At 67.1% G+C, this 24,004-nt stretch carries 27 protein-coding genes and 1 pseudogene; 8 read left to right on the forward strand and 20 right to left on the reverse strand.

Annotated elements, in window-relative coordinates; genetic code table 11:
- Positions 1-156: 156 nt before the first annotated feature.
- Both NO366_RS00700 and NO366_RS00705 read right to left on the reverse strand, forming a co-directional pair.
- Complete coding sequence (locus tag NO366_RS00700) at positions 157-543, reverse strand: DUF5611 family protein (RefSeq protein ID WP_256532401.1); 387 nt, start codon at positions 541-543, stop codon at positions 157-159.
- 54 nt (positions 544-597) lie between these two features.
- Positions 598-1,401: a DUF7093 family protein gene (locus NO366_RS00705; protein WP_256532402.1), complete on the reverse strand. Its 804-nt coding sequence runs from the start codon at positions 1,399-1,401 to the stop codon at positions 598-600.
- Between the two features lie 107 nt (positions 1,402-1,508).
- Between NO366_RS00705 and NO366_RS00710 the strand changes: the two genes are divergently transcribed.
- Together NO366_RS00710 and ygfZ are read left to right on the forward strand one after the other, a co-directional pair.
- Positions 1,509-1,802, forward strand: coding sequence for a DUF6432 family protein (locus NO366_RS00710; protein ID WP_256532403.1), 294 nt, complete (start codon positions 1,509-1,511; stop codon positions 1,800-1,802).
- Positions 1,803-1,916: 114 nt separating this feature from the next.
- Positions 1,917-3,065 (forward strand): CAF17-like 4Fe-4S cluster assembly/insertion protein YgfZ, encoded by a 1,149-nt coding sequence (ygfZ, locus tag NO366_RS00715; protein WP_256532404.1) that lies wholly within the window; start codon positions 1,917-1,919, stop codon positions 3,063-3,065.
- 54 nt (positions 3,066-3,119) lie between these two features.
- Here ygfZ and NO366_RS00720 read toward each other — a convergent pair whose 3' ends face one another.
- The gene (locus NO366_RS00720) at positions 3,120-4,205 is read right to left on the reverse strand and encodes a geranylgeranyl reductase family protein (protein WP_256532405.1); all 1,086 of its coding nucleotides are present in this window, start codon (positions 4,203-4,205) and stop codon (positions 3,120-3,122) included.
- Between the two features lie 152 nt (positions 4,206-4,357).
- Here NO366_RS00720 and NO366_RS00725 point away from each other — a divergent pair, with 152 nt between their 5' ends.
- Together NO366_RS00725 and NO366_RS00730 are read left to right on the forward strand one after the other, a co-directional pair.
- Positions 4,358-4,678, forward strand: coding sequence for a cupin domain-containing protein (locus tag NO366_RS00725; RefSeq protein ID WP_256532406.1), 321 nt, complete (start codon positions 4,358-4,360; stop codon positions 4,676-4,678).
- 338 nt (positions 4,679-5,016) lie between these two features.
- The gene (locus NO366_RS00730; protein ID WP_256532407.1) at positions 5,017-5,436 is read left to right on the forward strand and encodes a PaaI family thioesterase; all 420 of its coding nucleotides are present in this window, start codon (positions 5,017-5,019) and stop codon (positions 5,434-5,436) included.
- A gap of 170 nt (positions 5,437-5,606) precedes the next feature.
- On the opposite strand, the gene NO366_RS00735 is transcribed toward NO366_RS00730, so the two are convergent.
- From NO366_RS00735 to NO366_RS00755, 5 genes are read right to left on the reverse strand one after another with little or no spacing between them, the layout of a single operon-like run.
- Positions 5,607-6,182 (reverse strand): GTP-dependent dephospho-CoA kinase family protein, encoded by a 576-nt coding sequence (locus tag NO366_RS00735; RefSeq protein WP_256532408.1) that lies wholly within the window; start codon positions 6,180-6,182, stop codon positions 5,607-5,609.
- A gap of 13 nt (positions 6,183-6,195) precedes the next feature.
- Positions 6,196-6,393 carry a transcription elongation factor subunit Spt4 gene (spt4, locus tag NO366_RS00740; protein WP_256532409.1) on the reverse strand — a complete coding sequence of 66 codons (198 nt, stop codon included), beginning with the start codon at positions 6,391-6,393 and terminating at the stop codon, positions 6,196-6,198.
- A gap of 2 nt (positions 6,394-6,395) precedes the next feature.
- Positions 6,396-6,965, reverse strand: a complete 570-nt coding sequence (locus NO366_RS00745; protein WP_256532410.1) for a DNA-directed RNA polymerase — start codon at positions 6,963-6,965, stop codon at positions 6,396-6,398.
- Complete coding sequence (locus tag NO366_RS00750; RefSeq protein WP_256532411.1) at positions 6,966-7,406, reverse strand: type II toxin-antitoxin system VapC family toxin; 441 nt, start codon at positions 7,404-7,406, stop codon at positions 6,966-6,968.
- Between the two features lies 1 nt (position 7,407).
- A complete protein-coding gene (locus NO366_RS00755) occupies positions 7,408-8,643 on the reverse strand; it encodes a translation initiation factor IF-2 subunit gamma (protein ID WP_256532412.1) in 1,236 nt (411 codons plus the stop codon).
- 157 nt (positions 8,644-8,800) lie between these two features.
- Between NO366_RS00755 and NO366_RS00760 the strand changes: the two genes are divergently transcribed.
- A complete protein-coding gene (locus NO366_RS00760) occupies positions 8,801-9,784 on the forward strand; it encodes a winged helix-turn-helix domain-containing protein (RefSeq protein WP_256532413.1) in 984 nt (327 codons plus the stop codon).
- Positions 9,785-9,998: 214 nt separating this feature from the next.
- Here NO366_RS00760 and NO366_RS00765 read toward each other — a convergent pair.
- Together NO366_RS00765 and NO366_RS00770 are read right to left on the reverse strand one after the other, a co-directional pair.
- A pseudogene (locus tag NO366_RS00765) lies at positions 9,999-10,490 on the reverse strand (eCIS core domain-containing protein); the annotation flags it as partial.
- A gap of 251 nt (positions 10,491-10,741) precedes the next feature.
- Positions 10,742-11,422 carry a Pvc16 family protein gene (locus NO366_RS00770; protein ID WP_256532414.1) on the reverse strand — a complete coding sequence of 227 codons (681 nt, stop codon included), beginning with the start codon at positions 11,420-11,422 and terminating at the stop codon, positions 10,742-10,744.
- Positions 11,423-11,701: 279 nt separating this feature from the next.
- Between NO366_RS00770 and NO366_RS00775 the strand changes: the two genes are divergently transcribed.
- Together NO366_RS00775 and NO366_RS00780 are read left to right on the forward strand one after the other, a co-directional pair.
- The gene (locus tag NO366_RS00775) at positions 11,702-11,932 is read left to right on the forward strand and encodes a hypothetical protein (protein WP_256532415.1); all 231 of its coding nucleotides are present in this window, start codon (positions 11,702-11,704) and stop codon (positions 11,930-11,932) included.
- Between the two features lie 158 nt (positions 11,933-12,090).
- Positions 12,091-13,119, forward strand: a complete 1,029-nt coding sequence (locus NO366_RS00780) for a DUF5787 family protein (protein WP_256532416.1) — start codon at positions 12,091-12,093, stop codon at positions 13,117-13,119.
- A 57-nt stretch (positions 13,120-13,176) separates the two neighbouring features.
- On the opposite strand, the gene NO366_RS00785 is transcribed toward NO366_RS00780, so the two are convergent.
- From NO366_RS00785 to NO366_RS00830, 10 genes are all read right to left on the reverse strand, one after another.
- Positions 13,177-14,001, reverse strand: a complete 825-nt coding sequence (locus NO366_RS00785) for an MBL fold metallo-hydrolase (RefSeq protein ID WP_256532417.1) — start codon at positions 13,999-14,001, stop codon at positions 13,177-13,179.
- A gap of 288 nt (positions 14,002-14,289) precedes the next feature.
- Positions 14,290-14,784, reverse strand: a complete 495-nt coding sequence (locus tag NO366_RS00790; RefSeq protein ID WP_256532418.1) for a hypothetical protein — start codon at positions 14,782-14,784, stop codon at positions 14,290-14,292.
- A 110-nt stretch (positions 14,785-14,894) separates the two neighbouring features.
- Complete coding sequence (locus tag NO366_RS00795; protein WP_256532419.1) at positions 14,895-16,322, reverse strand: ATP-binding protein; 1,428 nt, start codon at positions 16,320-16,322, stop codon at positions 14,895-14,897.
- A 210-nt stretch (positions 16,323-16,532) separates the two neighbouring features.
- Positions 16,533-17,021 carry a plastocyanin/azurin family copper-binding protein gene (locus NO366_RS00800; protein ID WP_256532420.1) on the reverse strand — a complete coding sequence of 163 codons (489 nt, stop codon included), beginning with the start codon at positions 17,019-17,021 and terminating at the stop codon, positions 16,533-16,535.
- A gap of 220 nt (positions 17,022-17,241) precedes the next feature.
- Complete coding sequence (locus NO366_RS00805; RefSeq protein WP_256532421.1) at positions 17,242-19,068, reverse strand: MATE family efflux transporter; 1,827 nt, start codon at positions 19,066-19,068, stop codon at positions 17,242-17,244.
- A 266-nt stretch (positions 19,069-19,334) separates the two neighbouring features.
- Positions 19,335-20,243: a phosphogluconate dehydrogenase (NAD(+)-dependent, decarboxylating) gene (gene gnd, locus NO366_RS00810; protein ID WP_256532422.1), complete on the reverse strand. Its 909-nt coding sequence runs from the start codon at positions 20,241-20,243 to the stop codon at positions 19,335-19,337.
- A gap of 116 nt (positions 20,244-20,359) precedes the next feature.
- On the reverse strand, positions 20,360-20,788 hold the full coding sequence (locus NO366_RS00815; RefSeq protein WP_256532423.1) for a hypothetical protein: 429 nt from the start codon (positions 20,786-20,788) through the stop codon (positions 20,360-20,362).
- Between the two features lie 134 nt (positions 20,789-20,922).
- Positions 20,923-21,387: a copper resistance protein CopD gene (locus tag NO366_RS00820; RefSeq protein ID WP_256532424.1), complete on the reverse strand. Its 465-nt coding sequence runs from the start codon at positions 21,385-21,387 to the stop codon at positions 20,923-20,925.
- 206 nt (positions 21,388-21,593) lie between these two features.
- Positions 21,594-22,142, reverse strand: coding sequence for a metal-dependent hydrolase (locus NO366_RS00825; protein WP_256532425.1), 549 nt, complete (start codon positions 22,140-22,142; stop codon positions 21,594-21,596).
- Positions 22,143-22,400: 258 nt separating this feature from the next.
- Positions 22,401-22,907, reverse strand: coding sequence for a deoxyuridine 5'-triphosphate nucleotidohydrolase (locus NO366_RS00830; protein WP_256532426.1), 507 nt, complete (start codon positions 22,905-22,907; stop codon positions 22,401-22,403).
- Positions 22,908-23,376: 469 nt separating this feature from the next.
- Between NO366_RS00830 and NO366_RS00835 the strand changes: the two genes are divergently transcribed.
- Positions 23,377-23,958, forward strand: coding sequence for a hypothetical protein (locus tag NO366_RS00835; protein WP_256532427.1), 582 nt, complete (start codon positions 23,377-23,379; stop codon positions 23,956-23,958).
- The last annotated feature ends 46 nt before the right edge of the window (positions 23,959-24,004 follow it).

The following is a 24,004-nucleotide window of genomic DNA, read 5'->3' on the forward strand; positions in this document are numbered from 1 at the left end:
TTCCAACCGAACAGTCACGCCGTTGTACTCCGGTGGGTTCTACCACGCTAGCACGGGCACGTGAGGCGGTGCCGGACGACCGACACGGCGACCGACCGTACAGCGAGCGCACTTCGACCGTTGAGTGCAGGCCAACCCGTTCGTCGTCCGTGTCGCTCAGTCAAGGTCGTGGTCGGGGTCGTCCTCGACGGAGCGTTTGAGCGAGTCGCGTCGGGCCTTCGCGTCGCGACCCGTCGCCTCGAGCAGGAAATCGTTCTTGGCGTCGACGGCGTCTGCGGCCGCCTCGAGTTCGTCGGGACCGAGTTCCGTCGGATCGCGCTCGTGGAACTCGACGGCGAGTTTGTCCTTCTTTCCGGAGTACTCGACGGCACCGACGACGATACGTTCGAAGACGGGATTGTCGGGTTCTTCGACCACGTGTAGCGAACTGCCCCTGAACTCCTCGGTCCCGGTGATCGGGCCGAAGTACTCCTCGATGGAGCCTTCCATGTCGGGAATTCGTTCTTCGAGGTACTCGCCGCGACGCATCTTGTACTCCTTCATGGATCGTTGGAAATACGGGAGGCTCTTTACCTCTTTTCATCCGACCCGGGCGCCTCAGCGCTCGCGTTCACCGAGGTAGCCCTTCTTACACTCGGGACAGATGTCGCCCGCCCGGAGCGAGCTTCGGTCACCGGGGGCGACGAACGAACAGCGCGGGCAGAAGAACTCGACGGGGACGTCGTCGCGATGGGTCGTCTCGCCCGGGGTAGGAGCGGCACCCGCACGCTCGATGCCGGTCGCCGACCCGGACCCCTGTCCGCCCTGGTGCGACGTCACCGTCGCCGCGCCGGTCTCGATCGCCGGATCCTCTGTCGATTGCTCAGGATCGTCGGTGGCGTCCGACCCGACCTCCGGCCACTGGGCCGGTTCTTCTGAGCCGGGGCTCGGCTGGCCGACGTCGTCGGAGTCGGGCCAGGCACCGTGTTCGCGCTCGCGAGCCGGTTCGTCCGTGGCGTCGTCCAGGATCTCCGCATCGTCGGTGATCGGGTCGCCGTGGTCGTCGGTCGGAAGCCCCTCCGGGTCCGAATCGTCGGCCTCGGCGTCGAGTGTGGCCGGTTCTTCGGCGGAGTCGGGTGACGGGTCGATCTCTGGGTCTGTCTCGTCACGAGCCTTGGTCGGGTCGACGTCTATATCGTCACGGGCGCCTGTCGGGTCGGCGTCGGTTGGGTCCGGTTCGACGGGCTCCGGATCGAGTCCACGGACCTCCGTATTTTCACTCTTTACGTTTCGCGTCCCACACCGTGTACAGGCCTCGTACTCGGTGACGGTGACGACGACCTCACTCCCGCGCTCTTCGCGCTCGCGCTCGACTTCGGTCGCACCGAAGTCGTGGCCGAGCAACGAACATCGGACAGCCATTGCAAGGGGTAGCCGACGCGGGAGTGAAAAGCGTACCGCCTGTCGTCAGACGGGCGTCGCATGCTGCGACAACAAACGTCAAATCCTGCCGGCACGAAGGGGTCGCTATGCGAGCCAAGCGCGAGTACCGCGACCGGGAGGAGACACAGGTCGCGATACTCGACGCCCTGGTCGACCGGGTGGACGATGGGATGACGGTCTTCGAACTCCGGGCGGCCGCGTCGGTCGACATCGATCGACTGGAGACGGCGCTTGCAGACCTCAAGGCCGACGACCTCATCGTCGTCGACGGCTCGTCGAACGAGACCGTCATCAAACCCGCGGATCGCGTGGTGCCCGAACCGGGGGACACGGACGACGACACGGTCGTCGAGCGGCTCCGCGATCGATTACCGTTCTGACCCGGACCCACGGCGGCGGTCGACTCGGCGAGCTGGCGGCCCAGGCGCGGTCGCGACGGTGTGGCCGGCGGGTACCGCCACGTAAAAGGGTACGCAGGCCCCAGAACGAAGGTAATGACGAGCATCGAGTCGGTTCACGCCGATCACGGGGCGACGTTCGACGAACGGGGCAGGCGGACGGTCGTCTCCCACTACGGTCGGCCCGATCGCGCCCACCGCGCCGTGCGAAACGGCGTCGGGTTGATCGAACCGGCGTACGGTATCGTCACCGTCGCGGGTGACGACCGGGTCGAGTACGTCGACAACGTGGTGACGAACGACGTCCCGACGACGGACGGAACCGGCCGGTACGCCCTCTTGCTCGATCCGCAGGGCCGGATCGAAACGGACCTGTACGTCTACGACGCCGGCGATCGACTGCTGTGTGTCACGCCGCCGGGTCGCGCCGGGCCGCTCGCCGAAGAGTGGGCGGAGAAGGTGTTCATCCAGGACGTCGAGATCGATCACGCGACGGACGAGTTCGCGATCTTCGGGGTCCACGGTCCGCAGGCGACCGAGAAGGTGGCGAGCGTCCTCGGCGGGAGTGCGACCCCGGACGAACCACTCACCTTCGTTCGCGGGACCATCGCCGACGCCGGCGTAACCGTGACGAGAACCGACGGCCTCGCGGGCGAGGAGGGCTACGAGGTCGTCTGCGCCGTCGAACACGCCGAATCGGTCTACGAAGCGCTTTCGGTCACGGGGATGGGTGCCGCACCCTTCGGCTACCGGACCTGGGAGTCGCTCACGCTCGAGGCCGGGACACCGCTCTTCGAGACGGAACTCGAGGGGACGATCCCCAACGTACTCGGACTCCGAAACGCCCTCGACTTCGAGAAGGGCTGTTACGTCGGGCAGGAGGTGGTTTCACGCGTCGAGAATCGCGGCCAGCCGAGTCGTCGGCTGATCGGGCTGGTCGTCAGCGCGTCCGACACACCGGACCCATCGGACTCGACCGCGGACGAGCAGGACATCGCAGACGAGCGCCCCGTCCCCGAGGTCGGTGCGGCCGTCTTCGACGGCGATACCGCCGTCGGAGCGGTGACGCGAGCGGCGGTGAGTCCGTCGCTCGACCGGACCGTCGCGCTAGCGCTGGTCGAGTACGACCTCGACGTGACCGACCTCACCGTCCGCGTCGACGGATCGGAGCGACCGGCCGAGCGACGACCGCTTCCGCTCGTCGAGGGGTCGGCGTCCTCGGCGCGTCGTCCGACCTACCCGTAACCCGATAGCTCGTACCGAGCAGGTACCGAATCGAACCGAACGGCACGCCGCCGGTCACCGGAACGAGAGCATCGCCCGGAGGTGTTCGCGAGAGAACATCGACGTGGGCCGGTCCATGTGGACACCGACCTCGCCGGAGAGCGCCCGAAGACCGACGTGCTGGACGCCCTCCGGAAGCGAGTACGCCCGCCGGAGCCAGTGGCCGAGCGTCTGGTCGCTGCCGATGTCTCGCCGCCAGGCTCGTTCGTAGGCGGCCGTCGACGCGGGGTGATCGGGGTCGACCTCGCGGGCCGCGTGATCGCCACAGCGCATGCCGTAGAGGATACCGCCGCCGGTGAAGGGTTTGGTCTGGGCCGCCGCGTCGCCGACGAGGAAGCCTCGATCGCTCGTGACGCGGTCCGGTGGACCGATCGGGATCGCGCCGGAGCACCGGTGCGAGACGGAGACGCCGTACTCGTCGACGAGGTCGTCGAAGTGGTCTGTGACCGCCTCGCCCGGCGGCGCGGCCAGGCCGTACTCGACACCGGCCTCCCCGCGCGGGATGCGCCAGGCGAAGAAGGTCGGCGCGGTGAGGTGAACGTCGACGAAGTCGTCGTGATCGGGTTCGTCGGCGAAGGCGAGGACGCCGTGGAGGAATTCGTCGGGTTCGGGGAGCGAGAGGGCCTCACGAACCCTGGACCCGGGACCGTCGCAGCCGGCGACGAGCTTCGCGCTGACGGTGTCGGTACCGTCCGGTCCGGAGACGGTGAGGACGACCCGGTCCGGCCGTTCGTCGATGGCCGTCACGGTGTGGTAGTCCCTGACGTCGGCGCCGGCCGCGCGAGCCAGGTCGGCGAGGTGACGATCGAGTTCGACGCGGTCGATGACGTTCGAGATGGGAGTCTCGCGGTAGAACGGGTAGGCCTCGCTGCCAGGTCCGTCGACGTGAAATCGCGCGCCGCGAACTTCGTTCTGCAGGAGGGTCTCGCGGGCGCCGTCGCCGGTGAACCCCCAGACGTCGGTGCTCACGTGGCCCGAACAGGCCAGCGGCTGGCCGATCTCGCCGCGCTCGAACGCGACGACGTCGTGGCCGGCTTCTGCAGCCCGCCTGGCGAAGCGCGCGCCCGCCGGCCCGACGCCCACGACCGCGAAGTCGTACATAGGTGAGATACGGTCAGCGACCACTAAATAACTTCTCGACGGCGTCGATCGACGCGACGCACGTGGGCTGGCCGACTCGGCCGACCGGCGCTCGACGGGACGGTCGCGGACCGCCCGGTTTCTTTGTGCTGGCGACCGAACGCGACGTCACGATGGCACCCACGAGCGTAAATTACGCGGACGTCGAACCGACCGCCGGCGCGCTGCACTTCCTGCGCGACGAACTGGACTGCGACCGACTCGGATTCACCGTCCTGGAGTGTGAGCCCGGCTGGGAGGGGATGGAACACGACCACGCCGACGACGACCACGAAGAGATCTACTACCTCGTCGAGGGGTCGGCGACGGTCGACGTAGACGGCGAGGAGCTATCGATGGATCCCGGCGACGCGGTCCATCTCGGCCCGGAGGAAACGCGCCAGATCCGAAACGACGACGAACCGAGCACGTTCGTCCTCGCCGGGGCGCCGTAGGCGTCGAAGCGGGGACACCCGCCGACAGGAAGAAACGTCGACCACGCGACCGAGAGATCACGCTCGACCGGTAGTCGTATCCACGGAATCCACACTGGCAGTCTGGCCTCGACGGGCCCTCACACCGCCAGTCGACTCCCCTGACGGCCCACACCGCCAGTCGACTCCCCCCGATCGACCGTCACCGCCAGTCGATTACACAGCAGGGTCGGAGACTGGGAGCCGATCGCACAGGAGGAGCGCACCTCCCGGCAACGTGCTTCGACGAGACCGCACACTCAACAGCCGTTCGTTCAGCGATGGGAAAGGATAATAGTAGCCCCGCGTCCGTACCCAATATGGACGTTCTCGAACGTTTCAACGATCGGTATCCGTTCGGCGAGCACCTCGGTGTCGACGTCACGCACGTCGAGGAGGGCTACGTCGAGGGGAAGATCGAACTCGACGACCACCACTCCCTCTCGGAATCCACCCAGCTCGCCCACGGCGCGGTACCGTTCGGGCTCGCCGACTCGCTCTCGGCGGCCGCGATCGCTTCCGTCGAAGGCGCGCCGGGTCCGACCCTCGACGTGCGGATCGACTACTTCCGCCCCGCGACGGGCGACATCTACGGCGCCGCGGAGGTCGTCAGGTACGGTGGCGACACCGGCGTCGTCGAGGTCGAACTCACCGACGCCGACGAGCGCCGCCTCGCGACGACGCGTGGGGTCTACAAGACGAACCTCGTCGAGGGCGAAAACCCGTTCGTCGACTCCTGAGCGGTCGTGACGAGTCGGTGCCGGACCGCATCCGGGGCGGCTGGGCGCTCCGGCGGCGCGTGTCGACACGTTCGTCGGTCGTGTATCGAACACACACACACACACACACACACACACACACACCGCTTGACGTGTACCGATCCCGTTCACCTGGCGTGGTTCGAACCCGCTCACCGATCGAGGATCGAAAACAGCGCCTCCGTGTCTCCGTCGAATCGGGCGAGGAGCGAGCGGATCTCGGCGCGTACCTCGTCGGTGACCGTCACCCGGACCATCCCTTCGTCGGGCTGGCCGTAGACGACGCTCGCACCGTTCGGTGCGGCGACGATCGCCGGGAGTGCCGCCAGGTCCTCCTCGCCGTCGACCACAATCGTGACCGGGTCAGGGTCGTCGATCGCCGCGACGACTTCGCGGGCCAGCGCGGCCGTGATCGTCCCCTGTGGGTTCGAAACGTCGACCGTCTCGCCGGTCGTCACCGTCTCACGGATCGTCTCGTCGACCGCCTCGCGTTTCGTGATGCCGTCGACGAGCGCGACGTCCGGCCGTCGCCCGGCCGCTAGCAGGTGGTAGGTGACCACGTCGCCGACGGTCACGATCGGGTCCCCGGCGGCGGCCCAGAGGGCGTCGGGATCCGTCTCGACCGGACCGATAGGATCTTTGAGTTCGTGACGAAGGGGTTTCGGAAGCGAGACCAGCGGCTCGGAACGGTCGTCGGCTGGGCCGTCCGACGTGGAGGGATTCGTCACCGATCGGGTCGCGTCACCGCACCTTCAGCGCGTACGCGCCGGGCTCGGTGACCTGCATCTCGGTGGCGATCTCCGACTCCTCGGGGTGGGCGATGACGACGTAGCCAGCCCAGTCCTCGGTGAGCGACGACGACGCACAGGACGAACAGGTCTCCGCGTCGGCGTCGTTGACCAGGTGACACTCCCGACAGACGAGTCGATTCGATGCCATGATTATTCACCGGCGGTGGCTTCGCGCTCCTCGCGCGCTTCCTCGAGCCAGCCGTGTTTGCCGAGGCCGGGCTGTTTGGCCGTCAGCCCGATCTTCGAGTCGCGCGGGTTGCGCTCGTCGATGCTCTTCGTGACGATGCGGGTCCGAATGGCGTCCTCGACGCCGAGGGCCTGGTCTGACTCCGACGAGGAGAGGCGCTGGTTCTCGCGATCGAACGCGAGGTACTCGTCGGAGATCTGCGAGACGTGCAGCAGGCCGTCGACGGGGCCGATCCCGACGAACGCACCGAACTCGACGACCTCGACGACGGTCCCGTCGACGACTTCCTGCATCTTCGGGTCGAACGTGACCGCGTCGAACTCCGCCTCGTAGTAGACCCCGGGGCGGTTCGGCAGGACGGTCCCCTCACCGATATCTTCGACGTCGGTGACGGAGACGATGGAGCCGACCTCCTCGTCCATCCGGCCCTCCAGTTTGTCCTGGAGCAGTCGCTTCACGAGGTCGGGCGTAACGTCGCCCAGTTCCTCCGGCGGCACTTCTACCGTGTCTTTCAATCTAACCCGTTTGTACATCTATGGTCGAGTGAGTCCCAACTTGTTTCTCCCGCGTAATGCAAGTACCGGTATTCCCTCCGCGAGCACTCGTTCTCGCAGCGGCCGGTCGTTCGTGACGACGGCGTCGACCATCCCCTCCCGGGCGAGTTCGACGAGCGCGTCGTCGGCGTACGATTCTTCGGTATCGACGGGCAGGCATCGCTCGGTCGCCAGGTCGTGGCCGACCGACGCGGCCGTCCCCTCCGTGCCGCCCTTCTCCGACAGACGGCGGAGCTCTTCGAGCACCGGTTGCGGCGCCACCGGTTCGTACCCGCCCGCTTCCGTGAGTTCCTCGGCCCCCTGGAGGTCGATCGGGCGCGGCCCGCTGGCGAGCAGTCGGTCGAGTTCGTCGAACAGCCGTACGTCCAACTCGACGGGCATCATGAGCGCGCTCGTATCGAGGGCCACGCGCGTCGCCATCTCACTCCGTGAGGGTTCCGACGCCGATCAACCGCCAGCGGGCGCCGATGCGGCGGTTGATCGCGATCTTCGCGCCGGGTTCGGCACAGACTGGTCGCTTCAGGTTCACTTCCGCCTCGCCGGAGCGGGCACTCGTGACCGCCCCGACGGTCGTCGCGGTCCCGACGGTCATCATGAGTGGCTCGCCGGTCGAGATCTCGTCGATCTCGCCCTCGGCCTCGTCGGCCCCGACAACGCGGTCGAGTAGTTCGACCGACATCGTGAAGGATTCCCACGTCGGTGGGAGCGAGCCAGGCGGGCCGGCGAGGCGCCCGGCCAGCGCGTCGCCCTTCGTCAGCGACGGGTCGAGGCCAGTTCCAATGCCGAGCAGGCCGCCCGGCCGCGCCGTCTCGACGGATTCGCCGCCCGCCTGCAGCGATCGGATCGACGTCTCGATGGGAACGTACTCGGACTGACCACCCTCGGTGACCTCGCGGCCCGGACGGACCTCGATGTCGTCGCCGACCGCGAGTTCACCCTCGACGAGGCTGCCGCCGAGGACGCCGCCCGAAAGCTCGTCGGCCGTCGTCCCTGGCTTGTTGATGTCGAAACTGCGAGCGACGTGCAGCCGCGGGTCGGCATCCGGGTCGCGATCGGGTGTCGGAATCTCCGCCTCGATGGCCTGGATGAGCAGGTCCATGTTGACGTTCTGGCCCGCGCTGACCGGGACGACCGGCGCATCTTCGGCGACGGTCCCCGCTACGAAGTCCTGAATCTCCTCGTAGTTCTCGCGGGCGCGACTCGCGTCGACGAGGTCGACCTTGTTCTGGGCGATGACGATGTTGTCGATCCCGATGATGTCGAGCGCCATCAGGTGCTCTTCGGTCTGGGGCTGCGGGACGGGTTCGCTCGCAGAGACGACGAGGACGGCACCGTCCATCAGTGACGCCCCAGAGAGCATCGTCGCCATCAGGGTCTCGTGACCCGGCGCGTCCACGAACGAGACGGTCCGCATCGGCTCGCTCTCCGAGCCGTCCGGACACTCCTCCTCGACGGTGTAACACTCGGGTTCGTCGACGTCCGGACACTGCCGGAACGTCGCGTCGGCGTAGCCGAGGCGGATGGAGATACCGCGCTTCATCTCCTCCGAGTGCTGGTCCGTCCAGGCGCCCGAGAGCGCCTGCACCAGCGTGGTCTTGCCGTGGTCGACGTGGCCGACGAGCCCGATGTTCACCTCCGGTTGATCGTTTCCTGACATAAGACGAGAGTAATCTCTACCGGGTTTTCGCCGTCTGCGATTGATAAACCTACTGTTCCGACCCAGTACTCCGCACGCGCCGTGCGAATACGTGTAATGTACCCAACGTAAACGGGGTTTGGCGAACGTTTTAGCGGGTGTGGGGGAAGATTCGAGTATGAGCGGAACGAACGAGGCGGCGTTCGACCCCTTCACTGAGGAGAAGACGAGACCGGCGGACGATCCCGCCTTCGCGTGTACGGACTGTCTCGATCCGGCCGAGGCGTTCGCGCTCGTCGGCAACGAGACGCGACTTGCCATCCTGCAAGCGCTGTGGGCGGCCGACGAGCGCCCCGTCTCGTTCTCCGATCTGCGGCGAGCCGTCGGGATGCGCGACTCGGCGCAGTTCAACTACCACCTTCAGCAACTCGAGGGGCACTTCGTGACGAAGGTCGACGGCGAGTCGGGAGCCGACGGACCTGGCGCCGGGTCCACCGCCAGCGGCTACGACTTCAAACACGCCGGCGAGAAGATCGTCCGATCGGTCATCGCCGGCTCGTTCAACGAACACCCGACGATCGAGCCCTTCGCCGTGCGGGGGACCTGCGTGGACTGTGACGGCGCGCTCGAAGCCCGCTACGTCGAGGAACACCTCTCGATCGTCTGCAGCGAGTGCGGGCACGGGCACGGGGAATACCAGTTTCCACCCGGCGGCCTCTCCGGTCGCTCCCGCGAGGAGATCGCCGACGCGTTCGACCAGCGCGTGCGCCACCTCCACTGCCTGGCCGCCGACGGCGTCTGTCCGGAGTGTAGCGGCCGGATGGCGACCCGCGTCGTCGAAACCGACGGCGAGTGCTGTCTCGGCGCCGAGACCCGCGTCGACCACGAGTGCAGCCAGTGTGGCCACACCCTCTGTTCCGCACCGGGCCTGCGCCTGCTCGATCACTCCGCCGTCGTGACCTTCCACCGCGAACGTGGCGTCCGCCTCGATGACCGTCCCTACTGGACGCTCCCCTGGTGTGTCTCCGACGAGTACACCGACGTCGTCGGGCAGGACCCCGTCCGGCTCGAGGTTCGCTTGCCCGGAGACGGCGACGAACTCCGCGTGACTATGACCGAGAGCCTCGAGGTCTGCGAGACACGCGTCGTCGAGGCGGTCTGACCGGGAGCTGGACGCAGTCGGTCACCGGATTTCCGTGAGACAGAGCCCGAAATCCGGTCGAAGGAGCTGGATCCGTCCCGAGGTGATCGCTCGCATCGAGTCCGCCGCCACGACGAGCGCCAGCCGAACGACGTCAGTTTCGAGAACAGGCCCCTGTGTTTCCAGTTCTGGATCGACGGAGTTGGGACACACATAAAGTCATTGGACAGTAACGGTGCACCGCCGTCGTCGCCATCCGCTGGATCCCTAGCTCGCCGCCCTCCATCACCCGCTGGGCGGTTGCCTCGGCTTCGCGCTCCAGTTGCGGATCCGGGTCGATCACCAACTCGACGGTCTGCTGGGGCATCATCGAGATCGCCCCACCGGTCTCGCGTGTCGTCACTGCGTTCCTCCCGCTCGCTCCTCCGGCGGCCCTCACTCCGTTCGCGCCGCCCGGCTGTTGTCGAACGTGGGCTAATTCGTGGGCCAGCAGGTGTTGGCCCGCTGCACTCTCCGGATCGTATTCCCCGGCGGTGAACGCGATGTGGTTGCCGACCGTAATCGCCCGCGCGTTGATGTCCTCACAGGCCGTCGCGGCTGTCAGAGCCGTGTGAATCTGTACGTCGCCTATCCGATCCTCGACCGCCCGCTGAATCGACGCGTCGAGCGACACCCGAATACGAATCGCGCGGGCGCGAGTGCTACCGCTGTGATCGCGGCGTGACACCCCAGTTCCGCTTCCGGGTCACCGTCGAGTCGCCAGTCACGCTGTCGGGGACGTACACCCACGGCGTCCAGTACGTCGTGAACACTGCGCCGCCGCGACGACCCGCTCTCAATTCTCCTGCCGAGTCCGACACCACGATCGCCAGGGTAACGAGTCGACGGAGAACTGGTGAGGCGCAGGCGGTGAGGCGACACCGGAACGGTGAGGGCCACCGGGGAAGGCGAACGGGCGCGGCCGACGCTCGAATCCGCTCATTCGATCTCGTCGCTCGTCGCGCCATCGGGGTCCTCCGTCCGCGAGAGGCGGAGGTCGCGGTCGCTGACGCGCTCGAACGGAGTCCGGACCGTCGAGTCGATCAGGATCGGGCCGACGCGGTAGGTCGCACACGGCTGTTTCGGGACGTCCGTGAACGACCCCCAGAGGTCGAGTACGTCGATCTCGTCCAGGTCGCCGTGCGTGATCGTGAGTTGCCCGTCGCCAACCGACGGCGGGACGTTCTCGGGTTCGATGACGCTGTTGTCGTAGAGCGCCTGCATCGCCGTCCCCAGGATCAGCTGCTGGTCGAGGACGCTGTTGACCGCCTCTTCGAGCGTCGTGTCCGGAAACACCGTGAGCAGGTAGTGAGCTTCGAGCCGAAGCGGCGGCCGGGTCTTGTGGCCGTCGTCGATCTCCGGCGACTCGCTCGCCCGGCCGGTGTCCGTCGAGACCGAGTGCAGGTAGAGGCCGACGCGGACGTTCGAATCGTCGTCCATCGCCGCAGGCGACAGCGGCTTCACCTGGTGCTCTTCGACGAGCGGCTCGTCCCCGCCAGTGAGCCTGGCCTGCAGCACGTCGAGCAGGAGCGTCGTGAGGTCGCGAAAGGCCGACGGCGACCCCATCAGACACGCACCCCGGTACTCGCCGCCGGCGCGGACGGCGGTTCGTCCCGACAAGTCGCCCGCAACCCCGCTGGCTTCGATCTCATACGTCGGAGTGGACACCCAATCTACAATTACGTTTGGGTGTGGAACCAACGCCACCTAGACCCGCTCAAAAGCCGAGCGACGGCCGGGATCGGCCGAGGGCCGATGATCGACGGGGACCCCCACGATCGACGGTCGGCAACGGTGGCTGGCCGAGACCGCGACTAAAGCGATTTTCAGTACAGCCGCCAACAAAAGTGTTTTTCAGAAATCATTTATGGCCGGTGCCGACCGATTCTCGACCGAGTGATGAACCGAATTGTCGCGGTCGACGACACGGTATCGACGCACAGAACGATCGGCCAAACGGCGGTCGTCGCGCTGGTGACGAGTCTCACATTCGTCGGTGGGTCGGTCGCCGCCGTACCCACGTGGTCGGTGACGAGCGGCGTTCCCGTCGTCGGGTACGTGATATCGCTCGCAGCCACCATCGCCGTCGTGGTCGGTCTCCCGGCCTGGGCCGATCGAATCGCGCGATAGTGCCTCGACGCAGTGTCGAGATTGTAGCGTCACGTCGACCGTCACCGTCGCGGCGACCGTCACTGTCACGTCAGCCGTCACCGTCGCGGCGACGAGTCGGCGAACCGCCGACCGACCGAACCAGCGTCTTTTTCGTCGCGAGGGCCGTTTCCCCATCCGTGCGCGAGTTCGCCTTCGAACTCGAACTGTGTGCAACCCTCGAAGAGCGTCGTGACGGCATCGTGGCCCGGCAGCTGGGCGCGAGCGTCGCGAATCCCGGCGGGCGCATCGTCGACGTGGTCTGTGTGGAACCGGGACCCCAGTTCGACCGACGAACCGCGCTCACGCCCGAGACGGTTCCCGATAGTCTCCTCGACGCCGACCTCGGCCCTGGCCGGTGGACACCGGTGCGAGCGGCGTTCGACTGCCATCCCGACCGGGCCGAGGCGGCCGTCGAACGCGGCATCGAAATCGGCTTTCTCGAGCGGACGCGCACCCGTGGCCGCGACTGTATCCGACAAGGTACCCGCTATCCGTCCGACTGGGCGGGTCGGATCGTCGGTATCGAGAACAAGCCCGATCTCGGAACGCCGGGCGACCTCGAACGCCAGCTACGGACGGACGTCTCGCTCGCACTCGTCGACGAGATCGTCCTCGCGACGGAGAGTTACGTCACCGGCGCCCACCGCAACCGGCTCCCGGACGCGGTCGGCATCTGGCGTGTCCACCGCGACGACACACTCTCGGTACCCCCCGAGATCGAGGTGGTCCGCGAGGCGAGGCCGCTCCCGGTCGACGAACCTGGCATCGAGCCGCTCGCAACTCACCCGGGACGAACGGAGGTCGCGATCGTCTCCGCAGACGAGAAGGCAGCAGCCCGGAGACGGATCGCGGAACGGGCCTACGGCAAGGGCTGGCGAACGTACGACTTCCCTGCGTGTGCGAGGTGCGAGCCAACGGGCGTCCACGGCGTCACCGGAGAGAGCGTGACCGACAGGACGGACGAAGCCGCAACCCTGCCCCACTGTCCCTGGAAGGGGCGAATCGTCGACGCCGCCTCGGAGTGTGACCAGTCCTGTCCCGGGCACGAGCCGGCCGAACCATCGACCGTCGATCTGGCGACAGAGCGCGACGCGCGAACGCCGTGGACGGCCGATCCGGAGACGACGACACGACGGCAGGTCGGCCTCGACCGCTTCGGTGACTGACGAACGACGGCGTCGCTCCGACGCGAACGCCGCGATCAGGATAGCCGACCGGCGTCCTCACAGATCGTAGACTTCGCCGTCGACGGCGAGCGGGTCCTCGAACGCATCCTCTACGGGGTAGAAGTGTGCGAGATGGACGAGGCGAGTTTCCCCCGCGCCGAGCGCGTCGGCCAGCGCGAGTGCGCCTTCGCGGGTCATGTGCTTGGTCCCGAACGTCCGGGGTGTTCCGTCAGGAGCCTCGTGACGGCCGCCGAGTGGATGGTACTCACAGAGCGAGGCGGGGACGATAGCGTCGGCCAGAAAGAGGTCCGGGTCGGCCATGACAGCCCGGGATCGATCGGGGACGGCGTAGGAGGTATCGCCCGAGACGGTCAGTTTCGCACCCGTTTCTGGGTCCTCGACGACCACCCCGTAACAGACCAGCGGCGGGTGGTCGACGGGAACGAGCGTGACCTCGAAGCCGCAGGTTTCGAACGGCTCGTACGGCGTCCGGGCGTCGGGCGTAATGGCGTCGAGGTAGTGGTAGTCCGCGGCGACCGTCTCGGCGACGCTCTGCCCGGTCTCGGGATCGGTCTCGTCGGCCGCGAAGACTGGGACGTCGTCCAGCAGCCGGAAGACGTTGCCCAGCCCGTCGAGGTGGTCGAAGTGAATGTGCGTGATTACGATCGCGTCCGGAAGCGAGACGTCCTCGCGGAGGAACTGGTACCGGAAGTCTGGGCTGGCGTCGATCAGGATCGCCTCGCCGGTGCGCTCGTTTTCGACGTGGACGGAAAATCGGGTCCGCTCGACGTCGCGCTCGCGAGCGGCGTCGCAGGTGTCGCAGTCGCAATCGACGGTCGGCGTCCCGGTCGTATCGCCGGTTCCGAGCAACGTCACCCGCACGTCAGCATCCCCTCCGGCGGCGGTGGTGCAGGATGCCGGCGTCGCGATGACCGTCTCGCGCTCGTGCCGGTGGGGATCCCGTCATTACCTCGCCGTTCGAAGCCGCGATATAAGGGTGTTTCTCGACGGGAACGGCATCACCATACCCGACCGATCGAACGTCACCGGTGACCTGCTCACCACGAGGTGATACCGCCCACCTGACCGGTTTCACGTCGATTGGGACGGAGTCTCCGTGGGACGTGACGAGGACGCCGGGTGTACGATCACTCCGATCGATCCGACGAGTTATCCGTCCGAACAGTACTCGCTCGAGAAGTCGTCAGGACTCGTCACCGCCTGGAGGTGACTCTCGAACCACCGGTCCGCGTCGGGATCGACCGGTTGCCCCGGGTGCCAGTCGCTCTCGAGATCGGCGTCGATGTACGCACAGCCGTTCCACGAGAAGTCGTCTGCGGGAAACTGTCGCTCGTACGTCGCGTCACCGGTCGCCGCCGCGAGGTCGATCCGGTACCGGGCCGGTTCCACCGACCACGCGGGCTCGAACGAGGCCACCGATCCCGGTTCCCCAAGCGGTGCGAGCGACAGGTTCTCGGCGAGAACAGATTCACCGTCGCGGAACAGTTCCAGGCGAATGTCGGACCCGTCGTGCGTCCAGTTGTGGACGCGAACGCCGGTCACGGCGACCGAGGGCCGGTCGAGAACGCGACCGACGCACCCGCCGGTACTGGCGGCCGTGAGTACGCCGAGAACCGTTCGTCTGGAAAGCGGAGCGCGTCCCATCGACCGGAACACGCCTGCGGAGGCACAATTACGTTTCGGCATTCCGTCACGAGAGGGGCCGGTTCGGTCGGATCGAACAGCCGAATCCCCCGCGCCTTCGCCACGGCCCGTCAGTGGTCGTGTGCGTGGTCGTGGCCACCGCCATCGCTCGCCGCGCCACTGCCACCCGACGCACCGCTGATGTCACCGCCCGCGACGAGGGCGTCGTGGTCGCCCTCGATCATATCCATGTTCTTCAGGTTGTCCCGTTCCTCGAAGCCCTCGACCGCGTCCTCCAGGTCGTCCTGGGTCAGCGTCGTCCTGTTCTCGGTGAGCGCCTCGAGGACGGCCTCGCGCATCACCATTCGGAGGTCGCTCCCTGTCAGGCCCTCGGTGATCTCCGCGATGGCCTGCGGGTCGAACTCCTCGATGTCCATCGTGCGTGTGATCACCCGCAGGATGTCGCTTCGCATCCGGGTGTCGGGCTTTGGGAAGTTGACGATCTCGTCGAAGCGGCGCCAGGCGGCTGCGTCGAGCTGGTCCGGGTGGTTCGTCGCGCCGATGAGCAGGACGTCGTCCTGGATGAGCGAGACGTCGTCGATACTCTTCAGGAGGGTGTTGACCGCCCGCTTGAGCGCGGCGTGTTCGTCACTGCGGCGGGTCTTGGCGACGAAGTCGAACTCGTCGATGAAGAGGATACACGGCGAGAGTCGTTTGGCCACCTCGAAGGTCTTGTCGACGTTCTTCGCCGTCTCACCCAGGTACTGTGAGGTGATCATCGACAGTTTCACCTCGACGAACGGCAGGTCCATGTCACGTGCGAGTGCCCGTGCGGTCGAGGTTTTCCCCGTCCCCGGCGGCCCGACGAACAGGAGTTTGCCGATCTCGCGCAACCCGATGTCGGCGAGGTAGTCGCGGTGCTCGATCGCCTTCGCGATCTTGTTGATCTCGGCCTCCTGGTCGGCGGTGAGGACGAGGTCGTCGAGCGTGATATCGACCTCTTCCGGCGCGCGGACGTCGACCAGATCGAGCATCTCTTCGTCCTCCTCGCCGTCGAAGTACTCCGCGAGCAGGCCGTCGATCCAGACCCGATCGGCCTGGATCGGTCGGTTCCGTTCCCGGGCCGTCTCGTAGTCGGCGTCTACACCCTCCGCATCCGCGAAGGCCTTCGCGAGGACCGGATTGTCGAGAAGGCGGTCGTCGTCGACGCGATCGAGGTACCACTGCTCCGCCATCTCGCGGTCGGTGAGCGAGATCGTTCCGGAGAAGTCGTCACGATCGGTGAACAGCAGCTCCGAGATCGTCTCCCAGGGCTGGGTTACGCCGGTCGCCTCGCGAGCGGTCGTGTTCGTCGTCGAGAGCGGCCGCTCGATTCCACCGTTGGTCACGCCGCGCCGATCCGGCTCGGTCCCGTCGTCACCGTCGTCGGACCCGCTCGGAACGGTCCAGAACACCCGCCGATACGCCGGCGGTACGTCGTTCTCGTCGAGCGACCGATCGTCCGTATACTCGTTCGCCGTGAGGAGAAACTCCACGACGTCGACTGCCCCGTCAACCATTCTCCGGAACTTCACCCCTGACGGCCTTAACGGCGTCGTCTCCGAGACGGGGTGGACGGAGACGACCGATACGAGAACCGACCGGTCCGTCTCGGAGACGACATCGCCCGTCGAGGACGAATAGCGTGTTCGATCGTCTCCAGTTCCGATCGATCGGCGCTCACGCTCACGGGGTGAAAATTCGAATAACGATCGGTCCGACGCGGTCGGTTACTCGACGACGATAGAGCCTTCCATGCCCGAGTGGGGCCGGCAGCGGTAGGTCGTGATCTCGCTGGTCGCCTCGAACTCCAGGACCTGGTCGTCGCCCGGCTCCATCGCGATCTCCGTCGCCAGGTCGTCGACGACCGAGCCGCTGTCGTCGCGCAGTTCCATGTTGTGGCCCGCGCCGTTGCCCTCGTTCCACCCGATCGTGTACGTCTCACCCTCCGTCAGCACTAGCGTCGGGTTCCGAACGCCCTCGATCGACGACGGCGCGTTACCCTCCCAGTGCGTCGTCAGACCCGCGAACATGATCTCCGTCCCCGGGTCGATCGTGTACTCGTCTCCGCCGCCACCGCTTCCGTCGCTTCCGCTCCCCCCTGATCCGCCCGAGCCGTCCTCCGGATCGCTACTCCCACACCCCGCGAGTGTGACGGCCGCGAGTGACGCGCCAGTCGCTTTCAGTACCGTTCGTCGGTTGGACGTAGAATCGTGCATGATCTGTACACCCGACCGTTCGAACGGCTACCCGTTCTAAAGCGGGTACGATTCCCGTTCCCCGGGACCGGGCCCGAACATATTAGGGTTCGGCCCCGCCCGTTCGATTCGAGGAACGTCCGTCGTCGGCTGTCCGATTGGATGACGGCCGCTATCACCCGCCCGTGTCGGTGACGCGGACGGGGCCGCAAGGGGTGAACGGTGGTGGCTCGCGACGTTCTCACTCCTCTGTGCTCGTCCCAGCCGACACCGGTTCCGGGTCGTCGATCGCGTCCGCCGGCGTTCCGGACGGTCCGCCCGGGTCGTCGATGTACTTCTCTCGCCAAGTTCCGCGACTGAACCACGCGACGCCGACGATCGCGCCCACGACGTTCCCCAACGCCATGCCGATCCAGAGACCACGCGCGCCGAGACCGAGCGCCCCGACGGTGATGCCGACGAGAGGGAGCGTCACCGTCCAGGAGAACGCGAGCACGAGGACGCTCACGACGCGTCCCACCCAGAGGGTGACCATCGAGATGACCATCGCCGTCTTCGTGTTCCCCGCGCCGCGGAACCCGCCGAGGATCACCTGCGAGACGCCGATGAAGGCGAACTCGACGGTCCGTGTGCGGACGTACTCGACGCCGTATCCCTCGGCGATGGCGGCGTTCTCCACGTCGGGGCCGATGAAGACCGAGACGATCGGTTCCGTAAACGCGAGCGCGAGCACGGCGACGACGAGCATCACGCCGGCCCCTGTCGAGGCGGCGAGCCGAACGGCGCGGGCGGCACGATCTGGGCGGTCGGCACCCAGATTCTGCCCCACCATCGTGTCGATCGCGCGTCCGAGTCCCATCGCAGGGAGGAAGACGAGCGAGATGAGCCGGTTTCCGAGTCCGAAGGCGGTGACGACCGGCGGCGAAAACGTGACGACCATCGCCGTCAGGGTGATCATCGCCAGTGCCGACATCGACTGCTCGACCATGCTCGGCGTGCCGAGGCGAACGATGTCCTCGACGACGGCCAGGTCGGGGACGAGGTGCCCCACGTCGATCGTCGGCCCGCGCGACGTCGCGAAGAGGACGTAGATCCCGATCGCGGTCGCGACGGCACGGGCACCGACGGTCGCGGCGGCCGCCCCTTCGATTCCCATCCCCGAAAATCCGGTCAGCCCGTACAACGACGTCTCGAGGGCCACGAAGTCGATCGCACCGATACCCGGGAGCCCGTTCAACATCCCGAACAGCGGGTTGTCCGCGAACCCGAAGATCAAGAACGGATCGGCGACGACGTTGACGACGACCGAGACCACCATCACCAGCATCGGCGTCCGCGTGTCGCCGTACCCGCGCATGAGCGCGGAGAAGACGAAGAACCCGCCGATGAGCGGCATCCCGAGGAAGAACACCTCCATGTAGTCGGCGGCGAGCGGAATCACCCGCGCCGCCGTCTCCGGGTCGCTCGGCAAGATCGACAGCGCCGGTCTGGTGTAGAAGTAGCCGACGACGGCGATCAGGACCGAGATGATGCCGACGAACGAGAGCGTCTGGCCGGCGACGAGTCCCGACGATCGTTCGCCCCTGGCGCCAGTGTACTGGGCGACCAGGATCGCCCCGGCGGTCGTAAAGCCGCCGGCGATGGCGATCAACAGAAAGATCAACGGGAACGCGAGGCTGATCGCGCCGACGGACTCGGTGGAGAGACGACCCAGCCAGATCGTATCCACCACGTTGTAGGTGACCTGCAACAACTGGATGACGACGATCGGCCACGCCAGCTGGAACAGCGGTCTGATGAGGCTCCCCTCGGTGATCGAACTGGACGCCGACGGTCCAGGTCCGCCGTCGGTCGCGCTGCCGTCCGCGTCGGGAACGGCTGGGTCACCGTCGCCGACGGGGTCGGTTCGGCCGGCGTCGGCCCCACCATCGTCGGCAGAGTCGGTTCGGCCGGCGTCGGCCCCACCATCGTCGGCAGAGTCGGTCCGGTCGGCGTCGACCCCACCATCGTCGGACGCGGCGCTCTCGCCGGGAGCGTCCGTCGGGTCGGAGTCGGCTGGATCGGTCATGGTCGAAAGGCGTTCGATCGTCGGCGATGGGACGGCGTCGCGGAGGGGCGGTTCGGCGGATCACCACGGAGGGGTCGGTGGAACTCGACTGTGCAGAGTGTGGGGGCGTGACGGCCGTGAACGCGGGGCCGTCGGCCCGGCATCGTGACGTGCTGGTCGAACTCGGCGGTGAGGCCGGGCTCGAAACGTACCTACTCGTCGGTCGGAGCGCCCGCCCATCAGTATTGTGATACGCGTCCGTCGACCGCCGAACGGATCGGTCACCGTCAGGATCGACGCGGTACTTCGTGGCGGCCGAATCCGTACCGCAGGCGGTTCGCGAGTCGGCGTGAGAACCGGCCCTCGTCGGCCCGCGATCCGAATCGTTCGCCGAGGGCGGTGTAGATGAGCGGGAGTGGAACCTCCTGCTCGAGACCCTCCTGGACCGTCCAGGTGCCCGTCGACCCACCCTCGACGCGATCGGCGACGTCGCCGAGGTCGGTCCCCTCCTCACGGAACGCCTCCTCGCAGAGTTCCAGCAACCACGAGCGGATGACGGCCCCGTTGTTCCAGACGCTCGCGACGGCCTCCAGGTCGAGGTCGTACCGTCCCTCGTGTAAGAGTTCGAATCCCTCGCCGTACGCCTGCATGAGCGCGTACTCGACGCCGTTGTGGACCATCTTGACGTAGTGGCCCGACCCCGCGGGACCCATCCGTGCGTGGCCGTCGGGACCGGTCGCCACGGCGTCGAACGCGGGTTCGAGCGCCTCGTACGCCCACGCCGGTCCCCCGATCATCAGCGAGAAGCCCAGTTCCGCGCCGGCGGGACCGCCGGAAGTGCCGCAGTCGAGGTAGGCCGCCGAACACGACTCGGCGCGACGGACCGAGTCTTCGTAGTACGAGTTACCACCGTCGACGACCACGTCCTCGTCGGTGAGGTGCGGTTCGAGGTCGTCGAGCGCCGCGTCGACCGGTTCACCAGCCGGGACCATCAGCCAGACGTACGCCGGACCGTCGGTCGCGTCGAGTCGATTCGCGAGGTCGGTCACCGAGTCGGCGGGTTCGGCGCCCGCCTCGGCCGCCGTCGCGACGGCATCCGCGTCGAGATCGAACGCTACCACGTCGATTCCGGCGTCGAGACAGCGATCGGCGACGATCTGGCCCATCCGTCCCAGTCCGATCAGACCCAATTGCATGGTGACACCTCCTCGGGGTGGCGTCGTGAGGGTTGCGGTTCGTGGAATCGGTGTGGCGGCTAAAAACGCACGGTGTGCTGTGGCGCGACGCACGACGCGTCGGCACCGTCGATCGATCAGTGCGTCGGCGTCTCGACGTGGGCCCAGCCGATGGCATCCAGCACGACGACTCGGTCGCCCCGTCGGACGTAGACGCCGTTGTACTCACCGTCGTCGCCGTCGTAGTACGGGAACGCCCCGCGGAGTGCGTCGACGACGTTCCAGGCGCCGTCGTCCGAGAAGGTCACCTCCGTCCACTGTGAGGGGTCGTCCGCGCACACGGCACGCTCGATCGCGCGGCGGGCGCCGGGAATGTCCCGCAAGCGTTCTGACGAACTGTCGACGACCGTCGCTGCGGTCGGGACATCCTCGACGATACGGGCACCGATACTGGCCCGAACGCGTCCGCGAGCGCGCGTCCGGCCCGAGCGAAGGGCGTATCCGACGACGGCTGCCGCGCCGACGACCAGCGCGGACAGCCCGAGTGTCCTCCCGCGTCGCATCATGCCAGTACCTAAAATCGGACGGGTAAGTATCTTTCGTAGAGATTTTCAAATGTGAGAACCGGTAGCGAACGCGCGACAGGCCGCGAACGGGGCGAAAACGAGCGCTGTAAGCTCAGTGTACGAGCGCTTGCTGCTCAGAGCAGGGTGGCCGCGTTCGAAGAGATCGCACCCGCCACGACGAGGAGCGCCAGCGAGACGACGGCGGCGGCCCGAAAGAGGCCGAGGGTCTCTCGTGCCGGCCCGCGAAGCTGCTTCGCGTCGAGACCCGTCTCGAACCGCTTCGCGGCGACCTCGACGAGAATAGTGAGGACGAGCCACAGGGCAGTCATGAGCAGGACGAGTTGCCCGTTCACCGTCGAGACGAGCGTCTCGCTGGTGTATATTCGCCCGGCCATGTGTCCACCCGTCAGCAGCAGGAGGACCGAGCTCGCCCGGGAGACACGTTTCAGCGTCCCGAGGAGTGTGGTGAGCGGATCGGTGGTCGTGAACACGCCGTCGCGAGCCGCCGGAACGACCGACAGCGCGACGAAACAGACGCTACCGGCCCAGATGGCGGCGACGAGCAGGTGCGTCGTCCGGGCGAGAACGAGATCGATCATACCCGAAGGACGTGACGACACGCAGTTGAACGTTCCGATGCGTCCAACCGGTCGGGACAACCGCCGAACGAGACAGGTTCGGGACCGGCGTCGGGACGGGGTCCGGGTTCGACGTCTTGCTGACGGAGGGACGCGGAACGGAAACGGGAGAGTGAGTGAGGGTGAGTAAGTAAGAGAGTGAGTAAGAGTGGGTGAGAGCGGTCGACTCACCCGTGAGCGTCGAGCCAGGCCGGAATTCTGCGTCTGACGAGCGCGTACCCGAGCGAGAACGCGAGCCCGAGGACGACCAGCACCCGAACCCACCCGTCGAAGACGACGAACGCGGGAATCGCGAGTGCGACGCCGAGAGCGGCGTCTTCGGGCGCGCCGTCGTAGCGAATCCACCGTCTCGGGCGGATCCACCGGCCGCGCCGGTGGTCGAAGACGGCCCGGTCGATCGGGTCGGTCCAGGGATCGAACCCGGAGCCGCCGCCGACCGCATCGCTCGCGGCGTGGACCCAGGCAGCGACGAAGAACGTCGCGATCGCGATCGCGATCGGTGACGGCACGAGGGCCACGACGGCGAGCCCGAAGACCGCCGGACCGGCGCCGAGTACGGGGAAGTGAAGCGTTCGTCGGTGCTCGAACGCGACGTCCAGATCGGGCGCGAGTCCGCCGGCGACGGCACCGATGGAGAGCGGCGTCGCCAACTCCGGCGCGACGGTCGCGACCGGCGTGACGAGCGCCAGGGCGACGAAGCCGTGGGTCGTGGCCATCACGGGAGTCTCCCTCCGAACATACGGCACCTCTGGCGCGAGACGATAAAACTCCGTCCGTCGAACGCGCTCGGCCGAGCGGACGCCAGGTGACGGGACGCGTCGCCGGGACCGGCGTGCAGTATCGGACCCGATGCGATCACGGTCCGGCGCGACGGGTGTCGGACGGGACAGGATCACGGTCCGGCGGGACGTGTGTCGGGCGAGATAGGATCACGGTCCGGCGAGACGTGTGTCGGGCGAGTTGCGGTCGGGCAGCTACAGGTTCTCGCCCTGGTAGCTGCCGTCGTAGACGTCCTCGTGATCGGCTTCGGCGAGGACGAACTGGGCGACGCGGGCGCCACGTTCGAGTTCGACGTCGTGGTGGACCTGCAGCAGGCCCTCGCCGCGGCCCTCGTAGCCCGCGTCCCAGACGGCCGTGTTCAGCATACAGGAGTTGCGCATCAGCGACGAGCGCGGGTAGACGAACCCGACGTGGCCCTCCGGAACGCTGATTTGCTCGCTGTAGCGCGCGACGTAGGTGCCTTCGGGGAGGTAGAACGTCGCCGGTGCCTTCTCCTCGAGTTCCTCCAGCGGGCGGGCGACCCGATCGCCGATCTCCTTCCCGTCGCGTGTGATGCGACCCGGCTCGAGTTGCTCGAAGACGACGTCGAGCGTGAGGTCTACGCCGTTCGGCTGGATCTGTTCGTCCGTCGTCGGTGTGACGCACTCGGCCACGAACGCGCCGGAACGGTACATAGAGGAGAGAGTCTTCGGTACCGGCAAAAACGTATCGCGTTGGGAGCGCTGCGCCGATCGGCCACTCGGCTCACGCCCCACGCTATCTACCCCCAGCGAGTCGGTCGTCACCACCGATCGATCCGCCGACGGCGACCGATTCGACGCGGTACTCGCTGGGCCGATCGCCGCCACCGCGTGTCGTGGAACCGTCGTCGAACGTGCGTACGTCAGCGGTGCCGAGAATGTCCGTCCGTTCTACTGGGTCCGTGCGTGCAGGCACGAGAGGTGGGGACGGAGACGACGGATCGACGAAACCGACCCGGCGAGACCGGTTCCGGAACGGCCAAGTAGTTGACGTCTCGAATCGGAGAGACGAATGACGGTCCCCGATTCATCACGATGCAGACGCCGGTTCCTCCAATCGGCCGCGTGCGCTGGAACGGCGTCACTCGCCGGGTGCACGACAGCGCTATCGAACGCCCTCTCCTCCGGTCCACCGACCGCAGAAACATCGATGACGGCCGGTCCCGACGACGACGGCCTGACGGACGACGAGCGGACCCGGTACGTCGACCGGATGGTCGACCGGTACGGGTCGGCGGCGGCCGAGCGGATCGGATCCGGCCCCGAACCCGTGGATCTAGGACCGGGCGTCACGCTCGGCGACCGCCGCTGGGCCGACGAGCACTCGCTCGTCGTGACAGACTCGTCGGGTGACGCGCTCGCCGAATCCGACAACTACGCCGCGGTGTACGAGAACGTCTACCCCTCCTCGATGGAGGAGGATCGCTACGTCTACTGGCTCTGGTCGGCAGCGCGTCCGGCGGATGGGTGCGTACTCCGCGAGTGCTGGTCGCACGTGGACCTCTCGGACAGTGACGTGCTGCTGTACGATCCGGGTGGGGACCGACAGGACAACGGGACGATCGGTCCACACCCCGAACGGACGGGAATGGACGACGACGAGTTCGCCGTTCGGTGGCGCGGCGAGCACGCCGGCGTGCAGGTCGTAACCGCCAGTCTCTCCGAGGGACGGGAACCGGGAGCACCTCGCGCGTTCGAGTGGAGCGTCCATCTCGCGGGGGAACCCCGCTGACCCGCGCACAACGGTCCGTCGTATCGGATCGTCACGGGGTGTGGTT

It is taken from the genome of Halovivax cerinus (assembly GCF_024498195.1).
In the GTDB taxonomy this organism is placed as follows: Archaea; Halobacteriota; Halobacteria; order Halobacteriales; family Natrialbaceae; genus Halovivax; species Halovivax cerinus.

Excerpts from the sequence above, each read along its gene's own strand:
- NO366_RS00815 (WP_256532423.1), bottom strand. The coding sequence starts at position 20,788 with ATGATGCGACGCGGGAGGACACTCGGGCTGTCCGCGCTGGTCGTCGGC.
- NO366_RS00750 (WP_256532411.1), bottom strand. The coding sequence starts at position 7,406 with ATGGCGACGCGCGTGGCCCTCGATACGAGCGCGCTCATGATGCCCGTC.
- NO366_RS00820 (WP_256532424.1), bottom strand. The coding sequence starts at position 21,387 with ATGATCGATCTCGTTCTCGCCCGGACGACGCACCTGCTCGTCGCCGCC.
- NO366_RS00745 (WP_256532410.1), bottom strand. The coding sequence starts at position 6,965 with ATGTACAAACGGGTTAGATTGAAAGACACGGTAGAAGTGCCGCCGGAG.
- NO366_RS00725 (WP_256532406.1), top strand. The coding sequence starts at position 4,358 with ATGGCACCCACGAGCGTAAATTACGCGGACGTCGAACCGACCGCCGGC.
- spt4 (WP_256532409.1), bottom strand. The coding sequence starts at position 6,393 with ATGGCATCGAATCGACTCGTCTGTCGGGAGTGTCACCTGGTCAACGAC.
- NO366_RS00730 (WP_256532407.1), top strand. The coding sequence starts at position 5,017 with ATGGACGTTCTCGAACGTTTCAACGATCGGTATCCGTTCGGCGAGCAC.
- NO366_RS00805 (WP_256532421.1), bottom strand. The coding sequence starts at position 19,068 with ATGACCGATCCAGCCGACTCCGACCCGACGGACGCTCCCGGCGAGAGC.
- ygfZ (WP_256532404.1), top strand. The coding sequence starts at position 1,917 with ATGACGAGCATCGAGTCGGTTCACGCCGATCACGGGGCGACGTTCGAC.
- NO366_RS00705 (WP_256532402.1), bottom strand. The coding sequence starts at position 1,401 with ATGGCTGTCCGATGTTCGTTGCTCGGCCACGACTTCGGTGCGACCGAA.
- NO366_RS00720 (WP_256532405.1), bottom strand. The coding sequence starts at position 4,205 with ATGTACGACTTCGCGGTCGTGGGCGTCGGGCCGGCGGGCGCGCGCTTC.
- NO366_RS00775 (WP_256532415.1), top strand. The coding sequence starts at position 11,702 with ATGAACCGAATTGTCGCGGTCGACGACACGGTATCGACGCACAGAACG.
- NO366_RS00835 (WP_256532427.1), top strand. The coding sequence starts at position 23,377 with ATGACGGCCGGTCCCGACGACGACGGCCTGACGGACGACGAGCGGACC.
- NO366_RS00760 (WP_256532413.1), top strand. The coding sequence starts at position 8,801 with ATGAGCGGAACGAACGAGGCGGCGTTCGACCCCTTCACTGAGGAGAAG.
- NO366_RS00800 (WP_256532420.1), bottom strand. The coding sequence starts at position 17,021 with ATGCACGATTCTACGTCCAACCGACGAACGGTACTGAAAGCGACTGGC.
- NO366_RS00700 (WP_256532401.1), bottom strand. The coding sequence starts at position 543 with ATGAAGGAGTACAAGATGCGTCGCGGCGAGTACCTCGAAGAACGAATT.
- NO366_RS00790 (WP_256532418.1), bottom strand. The coding sequence starts at position 14,784 with ATGGGACGCGCTCCGCTTTCCAGACGAACGGTTCTCGGCGTACTCACG.
- NO366_RS00755 (WP_256532412.1), bottom strand. The coding sequence starts at position 8,643 with ATGTCAGGAAACGATCAACCGGAGGTGAACATCGGGCTCGTCGGCCAC.
- gnd (WP_256532422.1), bottom strand. The coding sequence starts at position 20,243 with ATGCAATTGGGTCTGATCGGACTGGGACGGATGGGCCAGATCGTCGCC.
- NO366_RS00795 (WP_256532419.1), bottom strand. The coding sequence starts at position 16,322 with ATGGTTGACGGGGCAGTCGACGTCGTGGAGTTTCTCCTCACGGCGAAC.
- NO366_RS00825 (WP_256532425.1), bottom strand. The coding sequence starts at position 22,142 with ATGGCCACGACCCACGGCTTCGTCGCCCTGGCGCTCGTCACGCCGGTC.
- NO366_RS00710 (WP_256532403.1), top strand. The coding sequence starts at position 1,509 with ATGCGAGCCAAGCGCGAGTACCGCGACCGGGAGGAGACACAGGTCGCG.